Genomic DNA, 14,909 nt, shown 5'->3' with positions numbered 1-14,909 from the left:
TGATAGGTATATACCCCTAACGCCGGGTTGTATTTTTGTGAAGGTGATAGGTATTGTCCAATTCCAACCGCATAGCTGAATTAACAATATGGATGGTATAAAATTGCACCTGGTCTACGGGTTGCCCTTTTACCAGCGCCGGCGTCCATTTTGGTGAATTTAAGATCGCCTGGGAAATCAAATAATCAAAACGGGGTTCATAAGATGTAACTACCTTGGGGTTAATTGCCACTCCTTCTTTGGTCACCGTAAAAGAAACCGTTAATTGCCCGGTGCTGATCTGGTAAGTATAGGAACCCGCAATGTGTGAAATATACTTTTCAAAATCGAATTTGGGTGTAGCACTCTTGTTCAATTTCTCATAGGCAACTGTGTTCATGTATTCAATGTGTTTTAAAACCTTATCGTGTTTATAAATATCAGTATACACAGCGGTGCTATCTGAAGCAAGCATACACCAGTCCCCTTCCCGTTTATTATTCACATAATACCCCTCAACTACGACATTGCCCGACTCATTGTAAGTTTGATATAACCCGTCCAGCAGATTGTCTTTGAACGTTCGAAGCGTTTTTTTGGGGCCATTATTAAAATAATCCAACCAGGCGCCTGTTTTTGCGCCGTTGATATAGTAACCCGAGCTCATCACACAATTGACACTATCAACAACCAGTTTACCATTAAATGTAAATCCGGGTCCGCTGGCTACTCTATGATAATAAGTAAACTTACCGTGCGGTATGCTCATTTGGGCATCCTTATAATAACCCACACTCAAGGGACCGCCCTTTAAATCAAATTGCTTTACCATCCATGCGGAATCGCCGGTTAATTGAGTAATTTCAGCATAGGATGTGGCAAGTTGCTTATTGGTAGTTATTTCGCCGCTTCCGGTAAGATAGACCCTGCCCGGCTGGGCCTCAGCAAAAAAAGAAGCAAATACTAACAGAAATAATACGAAGAAAAGCTTTGACATGCGAATTGCAATAGGGCGCTGTAAATATAACTATTCTCCCTTATTTGCCTTCAATACTCTCAAAAAATTACCGCCAAGGATCTTATCAACATCGCTTTCAGCATACCCCAGCTTTAAAAGTTCGGCGGTGATCTTAGGATAATCCCGAACATCATCCATCCCTAATGGGTAGGATGGCGCGCCGTCAAAATCAGAGCCTATGCCTACGTGGTCAACGCCGATCAATTTGGCAATGTAATCGATGTGTTTGATCAGCAGACTTAAGGGCGGACGCAGTGCGTCAGATTCAGTTTTGTGCATGGCGAAAAGCTGATCTGTTGCTAGATCTTCATCATGATATATTTTAGTGAGGGAGTCCAGTTGAATTTTATATTTTTTCAGGAACGCATCATTTTTTCCGAAAAACGTACTGTCAACAAAGCCGCTGAAAAAGTTTACAAACACGACGCCACCATTTTTTGCCAGCGCCTTTAGTTGCGCATCTTTTAAGTTACGCCTGAAAGGATCAAGCGTGTAGGAGCAGCTATGCGAGGCGATAACCGGTTTGGTGGTGGTGGCCAGCACGTCATAAAACGTTTGTTCGCCCGGGTGCGAAAGGTCGATCATTACGCCCAGGTCGTTTAAATGATGGATGATCTGTTTGCCATAGGCGGTAAGGCCCACATGTTTCAAACCCGCCCGGTTGGTAGTTTCGTCGGCTGCAGAACTTGCCCATGAGGTGCTGTTATTCCAGGTAAGTGTTAAATAGCACATACCCCGTTTGGCAAGGCTGTCGATATAATCCATCCGGTCTTCTATCATGTGGCCGCCTTCAACACCGATTAACGCAGCCATTTTGTTTTCTTTCACCGCCTGCAATAGCTGTGCTGAATTTCGTACCAATGTTATTTTGCCGGGATAGCGGGAAATGAGCGCATAAAGCGAATCGATTTCGCGGTTGGCAAATTTAAAGGCGGTGCCCTTACCATATTGCGGCCCGCACCAGATGGAAAACACCTGGGCATCAAGGCCGCCCTCTTTGGCGCGCACCAGATCAAAATTTCCGGTAGTTTGTAATTTACCTGCATCCAGTTTAGTGATCAGTTCATTGGAGAGCACATCGTTATGGGTATCTACCAAAATAGCCCGCTGGTGGATTTCCATTGGGGTTTGTGCGTTAGCCTTTAGAATTAGCAGCAGTGGCAGAAGCAGCAGGAGTTTTTTCATGAGTTGAAGATAGGAAAATAAAAATCACAGATTAAAATTGATTTTTTTGATTTCGCTGATTTTAATGCTAAACAGAAGTGCAGATATCATTTTTTATACCAAAATAAATGGGTGCAAAAAATATTGAATCAAAGTCAGTAATATGATGGCTGCGCCGACAGCAATCGTCACGGGGCCCAATAATTTACCAATTTGATTGTCAATTATAAATTCGTTGTTATTATCGGCATCATAAATTATGCTAATACTGTCTCCGGGCTTATATATTTTATTACTAACACCGATGCCATACGTTTTAATTATAATTTCATTTTGCAACGTCGTATAGCTGATAACGGGATAAAAAGTGGCTATTTGATCGTGAAAAGATTCTTCTAACCTTAAGACAGTGCCTTGTGTACGGATACCCGAAGCAATAAGCCGGGTGCGTTGGATGCGTTTATAATTCCCGAACGCTATTAGTGCGATTCCTGCAAGACCGGCAATTAGTAGATCCAAAATTTCATTTGACATCGTAATAAATTTAGATAACATTTGAGTAAAATCGCACTTGTACTTCAGACAAAACATTTACCAACTCGCGATTTACCTAACAAGCTCCCTTTTCATGAGTTGAAGATAGGAAAATAAAAATCACAGATTAAAATTGATTTTTTTGATTTCGCTGATTTTTTATTGGGGTCGTGTAGAGACGCGATGCTTCGCGTCTACGACCTTGGTTTACGAAATATAAAACGTCACAATTCGTACCTCATCTCAGTCAACATGATGGGGCAGACGCGAGTCATCGCGTCTCTACAACATCTATTTCAACATCTGCACATCTGAAATCTGCACATCCGCACATCACCCTACGTTTGTATAATCCCCACATTAAATGCCTTCTCAATCGGCGCATGGTTGGCGGCTTCAATGCCCATCGAGATCACCTTACGCGTTTCCAGCGGATCGATGATACCATCTACCCAAAGCCTGGCGGCCGCATAAAAAGGCGTGGTTTGGCTGTTATATCTATCTGTGGTTTCCTTTAATAGCTGTGCCTCTTTTGCGGCATCAACTTCCTCGCCCCTGGCTTTTAAGCCCGCTGCCTGGATCTGCACCAATGTTTTTGCTGCGGAGCCGCCGCCCATTACAGCTATTTTTGCACTTGGCCAGGCGTAGATTAAACGGGGATCATAGGCCTTGCCGCACATGGCATAATTACCGGCGCCATAGGAGTTGCCAATAACAAAAGTAAATTTAGGCACCACTGAATTGGCTACTGCGTTCACCATTTTGGCGCCGTCTTTTATAATGCCGCCATGTTCGGCACGGCTGCCCACCATAAAACCGGTTACATCCTGTAAAAAAACCAGCGGGATCTTCTTTTGGTTACAATTCATGATAAACCGGGTGGCTTTATCCGCCGAATCTGAATAGATGACCCCGCCAAACTGCATTTCGCCTTTTTTTGATTTGATCACTTTGCGTTCATTAGCTACTATGCCTACGGCCCAGCCATCCACACGGCCCAGGCCGCAAATGATTGATTGCCCATACCCTGCTTTATATTCCTCAAATTCTGAATTATCCAGCAGGCGCAATAATATTTCCATCATATCATAAGCTTTCTCGCGGTTATCCGGCAAAAGCCCATAAATATCTTTCGGGTCGAGCTTCGGTGCAGCAGGTTTAACGCGGTCGAACCCGGCTTTAACAAAGTCGCCCACCATACCCATAATATTTTTGATGGAATCAAGGCAGGCTTTATCATTCGGATGTTTATAATCGGTAACGCCGGAGATTTCGCATTGCGTAGTTGCACCGCCCAGAGTTTCATTGTCCACATCCTCGCCAATCGCCGATTTTACTAAATATGAACCTGCTAAAAACACCGAACCTGTCCCTTCAACGATCATCGCTTCATCGCTCATAATAGGCAAATAAGCGCCGCCTGCAACGCAGGGCCCCATGATCGCCGAGATCTGGATGATGCCCATACTACTCATGATGGCATTATTGCGAAAAATGCGGCCAAAGTGTTCTTTATCCGGGAAAATCTCATCCTGTAAAGGCAAATAAACCCCGGCTGAATCGACCAAATAAATCACAGGCAGGCGGTTTTCCATGGCTATTTCCTGGGCCCGCAGGTTCTTTTTCGCAGTGATGGGGAACCAGGCGCCCGCTTTTACGGTGGCATCATTGGCTATAATAACACATTGCCTGCCTGATACATAACCGATGCCGCAAACAACGCCGCCGGATGGGCAGCCGCCATGTTCGGCATACAAGCCGTCACCGGCAAAAGCGCCCATCTCCAACCATGGTTTGCCGGCATCAATTAAATAATTTACCCGCTCACGCGCAAGCATCTTCCCTTTTTCTTTATGTTTGGCGATTGCTTTTTCACCACCGCCCAGGTAGATTTTTTTCAGGCGCAGGTTCAGGTCGTAAACCAATTGCTTGTTGATGTCTTCGTTCTTATTGAATTCGATGTCCATATCCGGATGCAGCAGAAAATTAATAGTAAGGATAGATATAAAATTTTATACAGATTATTGACGAGCACTCCTGGTTAATGGCTGCACCGCAATAATTTTATTATCATCGTCAAAAACTATGCTTAACCATTCTAATGGCGGGGTGTTGGTGTCGCCCTGCCTTGCATATCGTAAATTAGAATAGGCCTTACCCGAAGACGCTAACTGCGCTCCTGACATATTTAACTCCCATTTATCATCTTTTATCGCGGCTTTTAAAGCTATCAATTTTTCATCTTTTACCTGGCCAATTATCAGCGGGCTAAGAAACACTCTTGAATCCTCCCATTTTCCGCTGCATACATCAGCCAAAAATAATTTGGTAAGCGAATCCAGTTTGGCTATTTTCTCTTTTGTCAACCCTGGTGTTTCCGATTTTATTCCTGGCCGACGAACATACAGCCGGATTGTATGTGTCGGAGTTATGCTTACATTTCCATGTACTACATGCAAATTAGATAATGTAATATACATTTCAATATCATAGTCATTACCCCGCCAGGTGTCATTGCGTGTTAATCCTTTTGTATCAATTAATGCCAGGTCGTCAAGATTGCCTTTACTTAAGCTTTTTCCATATTTAGCAGTTACAATGCCAAGCAATTCAGTGTATTTTGAAAGATAGGGCTTCAATTCCTCCAAAGGAAGTGCCTTTGCATCTTTGTCTTGCCACTCATACAAGACATAGGAAATCAACGAATCTTTTTTTAACGGGAAGTAATAAACCCAAAGGTCCGGAAGACCATTTTGTATCCGTTTATAGATGACCGGTTGCCCTGTCCCGTCAGCACTTACATAGTCAACATCGGTCTTTACCAATTCACCTTTGGCATTGGTTTCCAGCTGGCGAAAGAATGCGATATTTCTCCCATTAATATCCAGGCTGATTTGCGCAAATGTCCATGAAGAAATGAAAAAGGAACCAAAAAGGAATAGTAAAGGTTTCATCCTGCTAATATAGTTTTAAAAAATCTCAGGACGACGTTTTACCGGCGAAATAGATTTCACAATAGTTTCGCCTTTTATAACCTTTTTCTGAGGTTTCAAGCGCGAAATGGCGTTTTCATAAGCCATTGCCAGCAGTTGTTTAATATCTTCTTCCGGAAAATCATCTTTATTTTTCACCTTAATATAGCGGTAAAGGCTGGCATCGCCGGATAGTATTTTTTTGCGATCCGGGATTTCGGAACCGCGATTGAAGCCAAAGTTAACATGGTCTTTAAAAATAGCTATGCTGCAAAAAACATCACCAGCCTTATCTGTTGGTGACCAGCCAAATGCCACTGCGTTATAATTGTCGTAAATCAGTTCGTTAGTATCCGGGTAAAGCTCCCAAACAAAGTCTCTTAACCATAACGCGGCCGCCTTTACATGGTCAGGATAGGGCAGCATAAACTTTACCAGGTCGCAAACGTCTTCTTTACTCATACGCACAAGATTAGGGCTGCATTAGAAAAACCCAATGCGCCAGTATTTTTGCATGTTATTTGTATCTTATTTATAAAATTACCGTATAAAACATTAAAGGACAAAAATAAAAGTGCCGGGGAGTGCATTCTTAAAATTTAACCCCCTTAAATAATTTTAGAAAAGCAATAAAATAACATGAAGATCAGAACCCCAAAAACAATGGATGACCTTCTTATTAAGAGGAGTTATAATGTTTTGGAAGTAGGCGGCGGCAACCATCCCGATAAAAGAGCCCATATCGTTGTAGATAAATATGTTGATGATAATACGCATCGTTCAGGAGATCTTCAATTGTATAAAAAACAAAAATTCATACAGGCAGACGGTGAGCACCTGCCATTTAAAGATAAAGAATTTGATTACGTAATCTGCCGCCACGTATTGGAGCACGTGGACGATCCTATCCAGTTTGTGAAAGAACAAGCCCGCGTGGCCAAAATGGGTTATATGGAAACCCCATCGCTTTTAGGGGAATACATTGCACCTAAAGAGTCGCACCGCTGGGTAATACAGGACATTGACGACAAATTGGTATTGTATGATAAGGAAGTTTTAAAGTTTACTCCATGGATGGATTTTGGCGAAGTTTTTCTTTACTACCTGCCTAAAACATCCATCGGATTTAAAATACTGGAACGTACACATGCCGGCATACTTACCGTAAACTATGAGTGGAAAGACGAAATTGAGATCCTGGTAAACCCGCAGGATGAATACTATTTAAACCATTTTATAAAACCATGGGATGAAAGTATTTGCGATAAACAATTGGCAAAAAGAAGCCTTGGCAGGGAGATCGGCGCTACCATACATGCCATGTTTGATATTATCAGATCAGTAACTAAAAATAAATTCGCGAAGGAAAACTATTGAATTTTGTGTAAAACACGAGGCTTGTTTAACTAAATAACTGAAACCATTTTATGATCTTTTTATTATCGGCGTATTTGTACAAGGTTCACTTTAAAATCAGGATAAATAAGTTTATTAATTCTTTTAAAGAATCCTGATTATCGCATTTTAAAAATCATCAATTATAAGATAGCATTTGCCCGGTAGATAAAGTTTACCGGGCTTTTATATATTCAGGTATCATTAGTATTTCCCGTTTTAGTCAATGGATCAAATGCAAACAACGCGTTAAAAGAAAATCAGGAACAAGTTGTATCTTCGTCAGGTTTGTACCTCTCAAATGAAAAAAGCTTTAATTTTAGACCTCGATAATACGATATATCCCGTTAGTTCCATCCAGGGAAACCTTTTTGGCGAAATATTTAACTTAATAGATGTAGCAGATCATTTAACTGAACAGGTAAAACTGGACGCGAAGGATGAACTGACACGCCGCCCCTATCATTTGGTCGCAAATAAATATAACTTCGGTGATGCATTGAAGGATAAAGGCAACGATTTGTTAAAAGAAATAGCCTATGAGCTGCCCATGCAACCCTTTGATGACTATGCGCAGATCAGGTCATCACCATTAATAAAATTCCTGGTGACCACCGGATTTACAAAACTGCAATGGAGTAAAGTTAAAATGCTGGATATTGAACAAGATTTTGCCGAGATCCACATTGTTGACCCCGAATTATCAACCCAAACTAAAAAAGACGTTTTTGCCGATATTTTAAAAAGGCATCATTTAAGTACAAGCGAAGTACTGGTAATTGGCGATGACCCCGAATCAGAGATCAGGGCTGCTACAGAACTCGGGATTGAAACATTTTTATACGATCCTGAAAACAAACATCCGGAAGCGAGCGTAACTTTTAAATCCTTTAGTTTAAAAGAAGTGCTGGACGTTCTTTACTGATTAGCTTCTTTCCAGAAGGATTTTCACTGTAACCAGCAACTGGCCGGTATGCCGCATGGTATGCTCCGCAGCATGAACGTACAGACCTATCACTGTTGATGGCAGCATCGCCCTCCCCACTCCTCTTGCTTCGGTTAGCGTAATTTCAGTTGTATTTTCCAGCTGCGTAATGGCTTTATTAACCTGCCCGTTAAATGCAGTTACCAGGTCATCAGTATAAATTAAGTTATCAACGGGCTTTCCTTCTGCTTGCAGGTAGGCCAATTGGCTTTGGCTAAGCTGCTCTTGTTTTGCATAAGTAAAAAGCCTGTCGAGCACACCTGTTAAATGCTGCAAGTGAAAACCAGGCGAGGCAAGCCCAACTGGTCTTTCCCACAGTAACTTATCCGGGAAACCATGCATTAACTGGTTAATTTCATCCCTTGCCTGAAGTAGCGCGTGTGCAACAGGCTGCAATAAAGCCGGTACATCATTTAAAGGACCGCGCAGCCATACCTCGGGTGCTGCACTCATTTTTTTATTTTTAATGAGTCGAGTTTTACTTTCAGTTCATCGTGGCTAAGGGTACGCGGCATATTATAAACTTGTTTAACCCTGTCGCGTGTATTATCGGTCCAAAGCCAGCTCGTCCACACCATAAACCATGTCCATTGTGGCTGAACTCCTAAGATTTCGGGTTTGGGCAATTCGCCGGTTTCCGTAAGCGCAATGGGTTTTCCGTTAGCCAGTTGCAGCAAGTCGTTATAATCCCTTTGTTCATAATCGAAATGATAAACATCTGCGCCTAAAACGTCCACATATTTAGCACCGGGGTAATAGTCCTTGTAATCGTAGGCTTCATCAAACGGAATATCTCTTAACCCATTTGCTCCCCAAACCCATAACAGGTTATTTAAATGGTGATAATTGGTATACCTGTCGTACATCATCTTCCACAACCTTGTGATACCGTTCTCTCCTTTTTTATTACCCCACCAAAACCAAACACCATTCATTTCGTGATACGGGCGCCATAAAACGGTAACGCCTGCATCGCGCAACTGCTTTAAATAGCCGGCTATTACATCAATCTGGGCAAGCCATTTTTTATTTAAGTCGGTACCCGGTGTAACCAGCTGGTTCCAATCCTCATCACTCATTTTAGCAATTACGTTTTTCGAAAACTCGTAGGGCGGGTTATCGGTAGGTTTTCCTTCGTGCCACATCAGGGTGATCAAATAGCCCTCCTTAGATTTATTTATCGCCTCTTCAACTATCTTCGGGCCCAGGTCCTTATCGCCCCAATTGATAAAATCAGAACCCCAGATTGCAGGATATTTTCCTGTAATAGCTTTTGCACTATCGGAAAATGTATCGGGATCGCTGTTGTAATTCTGTTGTCCGGACAGGATGTACTTACCTTTTATATCGTACAAAAGTTTCAGTGTTTTTTTCACCCCGTCTGAAGCGGATGGATTTACAGGGGAATATTTTTGTGCAAAGGCACAAGTAAAGGGTAACAATATTGTCACAAAAACAAAAGTTAAAAACCTTTTTGTTGTAATCTTATTTAGCTTCATATGGTAAATGTTCAAAAATCAGGAGACTGTAATGTTTTCAAAAGTAGCAAAATCTATTTTGATGTAATAGCAAAAGAAAAACAGGATTGCCGTATATTTACCGCGATTAACTATTATGATTAAATTTTTTGCGGCCAGGAAAGTTGCCGCTCCTCTTATATTATCTGCGCTATTTGCCTTTATCATCACTTTTCAGAGTTGCAAAAAGAAGCGTTCAGAAACAGCTAACATCCTTTATAAAATTACACATAACAAAGTATACAAGGATTTCACCCCGGAAGATTACCAGGTAGTTTTTAAACAGGTATTTAATGCCGAAAAGCAAAAGCTTACGCATGCAGGCGTAATTTCCGGCTGGTATGGCAGTAATCATTATGAGCCGGTTTTCGTGTTAAATCATTTATTTAATGGCGACCTTTCAAAAGCATATGATGATTATTTGATGCACGCTGCTGAACACGGCCTTAGCCCGGAAATTTTCCATGCAGATGAGCTCAAATCAGCTATTGAAAAACTCGATAACAAAAACCAGGTAAAAACGATAGATGAAGCATATCGCGATATAGCGACGCTGGAACTATCCGCGGCCAACTCATTGATAGACTACTCCAATGCATTACAATATGGAGTTATAAACCCAAAGTATATTTACCAACGCTATTATACAGCAACCAAAAGACCTGATTATTCAACGATGTCGGCTGTATTTCATATAGGCGATATGCACAGTTACCTGGAGGCCGTTCAGCCAAAAGACCCGCAATATATCGCTCTCCAAAAGGCGTTGAAAAACAACTACGAGGAAAATGGTTTCCCGGGTGAAGAATGCAAACGGATGATACTGGTTAACCTGGAAAGGTTGCGCTGGAGAAATAAGCCTTCTGAAGATAAATACGTAATAGTAAATATACCAGATTACATGCTGACCGTAGCTGACAGCGGAAAATCGGTATTAAAAATGAAAGTTTGTGTTGGGCAGGGCCGCAACGTTGACAACAAAAACACCCTGTTAGCCTATGATGATACCTGCAAGGTGGACAAACCAGGCGACCATGAAACGCCTTTGCTAAACAGTTTAATTTATGGCGTTGAAGTAAACCCGGTTTGGAATATCCCCCGCAGCATTGCGAATAAGGAAATAATAGTTCAGGCCGCCAAAGATAAATTTTACCTTGAAAACAACAATATTGATGTTTACAAGGACGATAAACTGGTAGATAACCCGGAAGATATTGACTGGACTAACATTACAAAGGAAAATTTACCTTATGATTTTAAACAGAAACCCGGTTCATCCAATTCATTGGGCCTGATAAAGTTTATTTTTAATAATAAAAGTAATGTTTACCTCCATGATACACCCGTAAAATCGGCATTTTACAGAAAAATGAGGGCCATAAGCCATGGATGCATCCGTTTGGGTGATCCTAAAGGGCTTGCTCAAAATTTATTTGGAGACGGCGACCAATTTAAAACAATATCTGATGATATGGGGCAGGACAACCCAGACCCAACTACTATATACCTGCCTAAAAAAACGCCTGTATATATAACTTATGTAACCTGCTGGGCTGATGAAGATGGTAAACTACAATTCAGGAATGATGTTTATGGCCTGGATATTGTATTATATGACCATTTACAAAAAATCCTGCAACCAGGTTCACATTAAACCGGGCTACAGGATTTTTTTCTATTATATATTCTTAAAATACCGGCTAAAGGCTTGCCATTATATTACCTGCAGCATCTGATGAAATATAACTGGCGGCCATTTGCTCATCAAGATAGCGCGAACTATATTTTTTGCTGTCACCATTTATAAACAATACTGTTTTGCCCTGTATGGTGTCAATCACCTGGTCGATCACATCGGTTGAAACAGCGGGGCAGCCAAAACTGCGGCCAAGCCTGCCTTTATGTTCAATAATTCCGGGGTTTACATATTCAGCACCGTGAACCACAATTTCCCTGGTGCGTGCATTTGAATTAAACCCTGCGTCCATGCCATCTAATTTTAGCGAGCGGCCATGACGCCCATAATAAATATCATCTGTTACAAAAAAACCTAAGCTGCTTTGTTTTGAGTCTATCCTGTCAGAGAAGCGGTTGGGTATATCATCTCCGCTCCGTGTGCCATGCGCAACCCAGGTATGCAATATCAGTGCCTTGTTTACTACATCAATTATCCACATCCGTTTATCGCAGCTGGATTTGGTAAAATCAACCACTGTCAGCACTGAACTTTGTTGAGGGAGCTTATCAGTTGCCTTTAAATCAAGGAAACCTGTAATTGCCTTTTTAAAAACGTTGAAAGCTAAACCTGACTCTTCCAAGCCGGCCGATTCATAAATGTTATCCACATATTTTTCGAGCAATTCGCTTGCAGAAAAGGTTTTGGCGGAATATTTTCCTGAATAGCTCTTCGCCTTAAACGCGCTGGCCGGCTTCCAGCTTATAGATGTAATTGCAATTACCAATAAAATACATAGCAAGCCAACGAAATGTTTTTTCATTTTTTATAGGGGGTTAAATCAATAGTTTTAAATAGTATTCATTTTTACGTTACTTGTAGAATTAGGGTTCCACTGTTCGCACCTAAAATTTAAATTTTAGAAATTTGAAGCTATTTATTTTTAATTAAATTTTTAATTTGAAATATAAAATATAACTTATTAAAAGTTACTTTTATTTAATATGACAAATCGTTATGTTAATAACTTTTAAAAAAGAGAATTATTATATTTAAAAGTCTAAAATTTTCAATTCATTGACTTTTACTTCTAAGAAAAATATCTCAAAGCAATTATAATCCAAAAAAAAATCCCGGTTAAAAACCGGGACGCTGTTCTGTTTTTATAAAATAACCAGGTTAGTTACTCATTTCAATAGGATTGCAGTTAATAAATGGTTGGATATTTTTGCGGGTCCGACTCATTCATCAGCGTGTAAACTGCTTCAATGATATCATCCAACGATGGCTTGCTAAAATAATCACCATCCGATCCGTATGGCGGGCGGTGCTCCCTTGAGCAAAGGGTACGGGGTTGCGCATCAAGCGAATAATAGCCCTTTTGCGCTTCAAGTACCCGTTGCAAAATATATGCCGATGCCGCACCCGGCAGGTCTTCATCAACAATAAGCAGCTTACTTGTTTTCTTTAAAGAAGTACCACAAGTATTATCTAAATCAAAAGGATACAAAGTCTGGGGGTCAATCACTTCAATATTAATACCCAATTTCTCAAGCTCTCCTGCTGCCTCCATCACTATCCTAAGGGTTGATCCGTATGAAATAACAGTGATATCGGTTCCATGCTTCAATATCTCTGCCTTACCCAGTGGCACGGTAAACTCGCCCACATTTGCAGGAAGTCTTTCCTTTAAACGATACCCGTTCAGGCATTCGATCATCAGGGCCGGTTCATCACCGCGTAGCAGCACATTGTACATGCCGGCAGCCTGCGTCATATCGCGTGGTACGCAAATATGCAGCCCGCGCATTGAATTAAGGATAAGCCCTAAAGGCGATCCTGAGTGCCAGATTCCCTCCAGGCGGTGCCCGCGTGTGCGTACTATCAACGGCGCCTTTTGCCCGCCGAAGGTGCGGTAGCTTAACGTTGCAAGGTCATCGCTCAAAACATTTATGGAATACAGCAGGTAATCGAGGTACTGAATCTCGGCAATCGGTTTTAGTCCCCTCATGGCCAACCCTATCCCCTGTCCTATAATTGTAGCTTCGCGGATGCCAGTATCGGTTATCCGTAAATCGCCGAATTTACCCTGCAAGCCGGCAAAACCCTGGTTTACATCACCAATAGCGCCCACATCCTCTCCAAAGGCAACAATGGTTTTATCACGATCAAAATTGGCTTCGAAACAAGCATTTAAAACCTCGCGGCCATCAATATGTTTTGAATCTTCATAATAACGTGCCGGAATGTGCTCCACGTTCAGCGGCGAATATTGCGACCCGCCGAAAAGCTTTGAATTGTAGCGCGCCGCATTTTTAACATTTTCTTCTTCAAGCCAGTTGACCAACTGTTGTTTTTGCAGGCTGTTTTCCTTTATGGTAAGCCGGAGTGCCTTGCGGATTGCCGCAACAACATCTCTTCGTCCCGGATCAACACATTCGCGCAACTCAGCAACAAGATCATTTAACGCTGCCTGCACCGCCGAATGTTCAGCAAGTTTATCAATTAACCGGGCTGCATCATTTAACTCAGCACGGATACCGTCACACAACTCATTCCAAACCTGGCGCTGGCAATCTCTTACGTATTTTTTGGCATTTGCTTCCAGATTGTCCATTTCGGGTTCAGTAGTAATTGCCGAAGCAATCATCCATTTCCGCATCTGTAACAAACAATCATGTTCATCTTCCCAGGCAAGCCGTTCTTTGGTTTTATACCTTTCGTGCGAGCCTGAGGTTGAATGGCCCTGGGGCTGCGTCATTTCGGTAACGTGGATCAGTACGGGCACATGGTCATTCCTGCAAATTGTTATGGCGCGTTCATAGGTTTCGCAAAGGGCAACATAATCCCAGCCGCGAACTTTAAATATTTCGTAGCCGTTGGTATCCGCTTCCCGCTGAAATCCTTTCAAAATTTCAGAGATATCTTCCTTTGTAGTTTGCAGTTTCGCCGGTACTGATATGGCAAAAGCATCATCCCAAACAGAAATAGCCATCGGAACCTGGAGGACACCTGCAGCATTAAACGCTTCGAAAAACAATCCTTCGGAGGTGGAGCCATTGCCAATTGTGCCAAAGGCTACTTCATTCCCGTTAACGGAAAACATTTTCAGATACTCCAGATCTTTATTCTGCCTGTAAAGTTTGGATGCGTAGGCTAACCCGAGCAACCTTGGCATATGACCGCCGGTAGTGGAGATATCAGCAGAACAGTTCATGGTTTCGGCCTGGTTAACCCAGCTGCCGTCGGGATTTACAAAGCGTGTGGCATAATGACAATTCATTTGTCTCCCGGCTGATGCAGGATCCTTTTCAACATCAGGGTAAGCATACAACTGGGCGAAAAACTCCAGCAGGTTGCTCATTCCTGTAGCAAACATAAATGTCTGATCGCGATAGTAACCGGCCCGCCAGTCGCCTTTTTTAAAAGCTTTAGCCATAGCCAACTGGGCAACTTCTTTGCCGTCGCCGAATATGCCAAATTTGGCCTTGCCCGTAAGTACCTCCCGGCGGCCAATTAAACTGGCCTGGCGGCTTTCAAAGCCAATACGGTAATCGTTGATAACGATCTTTTTAAAATCTTCAAAACTGAGCTCAGCATTAATAACCTTGCTGTTTGCATGTAAAGCAGTTTCGGGCATATTTAATTTTTTGATGCGGTAAAATTATAC

General features: G+C 42.0%; 13 protein-coding genes. 3 read left to right on the top strand and 10 right to left on the bottom strand.

Annotation, left to right across the window (positions count from 1 at the left end; genetic code table 11):
* Nucleotides 1-16 precede the first annotated feature (16 nt).
* The 6 genes from MgSA37_RS11110 to MgSA37_RS11085 form a co-directional block, all read right to left on the bottom strand.
* Entirely contained in the window at nt 17-976 is a 960-nt protein-coding gene (locus MgSA37_RS11110) for a hypothetical protein (protein WP_096351944.1), read from the bottom strand.
* A 30-nt stretch (nt 977-1,006) separates the two neighbouring features.
* Nucleotides 1,007-2,182, bottom strand: a complete 1,176-nt coding sequence (locus tag MgSA37_RS11105) for a dipeptidase (protein WP_096351942.1) — start codon at nt 2,180-2,182, stop codon at nt 1,007-1,009.
* A gap of 93 nt (nt 2,183-2,275) precedes the next feature.
* Nucleotides 2,276-2,695, bottom strand: coding sequence for a DUF3592 domain-containing protein (locus tag MgSA37_RS11100; protein WP_157750538.1), 420 nt, complete (start codon nt 2,693-2,695; stop codon nt 2,276-2,278).
* A gap of 338 nt (nt 2,696-3,033) precedes the next feature.
* Nucleotides 3,034-4,662, bottom strand: a complete 1,629-nt coding sequence (locus MgSA37_RS11095; protein ID WP_096351939.1) for an acyl-CoA carboxylase subunit beta — start codon at nt 4,660-4,662, stop codon at nt 3,034-3,036.
* Nucleotides 4,663-4,716: 54 nt separating this feature from the next.
* Nucleotides 4,717-5,649, bottom strand: coding sequence for a hypothetical protein (locus tag MgSA37_RS11090; protein WP_096351938.1), 933 nt, complete (start codon nt 5,647-5,649; stop codon nt 4,717-4,719).
* A 15-nt stretch (nt 5,650-5,664) separates the two neighbouring features.
* Nucleotides 5,665-6,129, bottom strand: a complete 465-nt coding sequence (locus MgSA37_RS11085) for a DUF1801 domain-containing protein (protein ID WP_096351936.1) — start codon at nt 6,127-6,129, stop codon at nt 5,665-5,667.
* 177 nt (nt 6,130-6,306) lie between these two features.
* Here MgSA37_RS11085 and MgSA37_RS11080 point away from each other — a divergent pair, with 177 nt between their 5' ends.
* Complete coding sequence (locus MgSA37_RS11080) at nt 6,307-7,044, top strand: class I SAM-dependent methyltransferase (protein ID WP_096351935.1); 738 nt, start codon at nt 6,307-6,309, stop codon at nt 7,042-7,044.
* A 319-nt stretch (nt 7,045-7,363) separates the two neighbouring features.
* Nucleotides 7,364-7,987, top strand: coding sequence for an HAD family hydrolase (locus MgSA37_RS11075; RefSeq protein WP_096351933.1), 624 nt, complete (start codon nt 7,364-7,366; stop codon nt 7,985-7,987).
* On the opposite strand, the gene MgSA37_RS11070 is transcribed toward MgSA37_RS11075, so the two are convergent.
* Together MgSA37_RS11070 and MgSA37_RS11065 are read right to left on the bottom strand one after the other, a co-directional pair.
* A complete protein-coding gene (locus MgSA37_RS11070) occupies nt 7,988-8,500 on the bottom strand; it encodes a DinB family protein (protein WP_096351932.1) in 513 nt (170 codons plus the stop codon). It abuts the gene before it with no gap.
* Complete coding sequence (locus MgSA37_RS11065) at nt 8,497-9,498, bottom strand: glycosyl hydrolase (protein ID WP_157750537.1); 1,002 nt, start codon at nt 9,496-9,498, stop codon at nt 8,497-8,499. The genes MgSA37_RS11070 and MgSA37_RS11065 overlap by 4 nt, the downstream gene beginning before the upstream one ends.
* A 163-nt stretch (nt 9,499-9,661) precedes the next feature.
* Between MgSA37_RS11065 and MgSA37_RS11060 the strand changes: the two genes are divergently transcribed.
* Nucleotides 9,662-11,218: a L,D-transpeptidase family protein gene (locus MgSA37_RS11060; RefSeq protein ID WP_096351929.1), complete on the top strand. Its 1,557-nt coding sequence runs from the start codon at nt 9,662-9,664 to the stop codon at nt 11,216-11,218.
* A gap of 46 nt (nt 11,219-11,264) precedes the next feature.
* On the opposite strand, the gene MgSA37_RS11055 is transcribed toward MgSA37_RS11060, so the two are convergent.
* Together MgSA37_RS11055 and MgSA37_RS11050 are read right to left on the bottom strand one after the other, a co-directional pair.
* A complete protein-coding gene (locus MgSA37_RS11055; RefSeq protein WP_096351927.1) occupies nt 11,265-12,062 on the bottom strand; it encodes a murein L,D-transpeptidase catalytic domain family protein in 798 nt (265 codons plus the stop codon).
* 384 nt (nt 12,063-12,446) lie between these two features.
* On the bottom strand, nt 12,447-14,879 hold the full coding sequence (locus tag MgSA37_RS11050; RefSeq protein ID WP_096351926.1) for an alpha-ketoacid dehydrogenase subunit alpha/beta: 2,433 nt from the start codon (nt 14,877-14,879) through the stop codon (nt 12,447-12,449).
* Nucleotides 14,880-14,909: the final 30 nt, after the last annotated feature.

The organism is Mucilaginibacter gotjawali (assembly GCF_002355435.1).
GTDB lineage: Bacteria > Bacteroidota > Bacteroidia > Sphingobacteriales > Sphingobacteriaceae > Mucilaginibacter > Mucilaginibacter gotjawali.
This window is presented reverse-complemented; position numbering and strand designations above follow the sequence as displayed.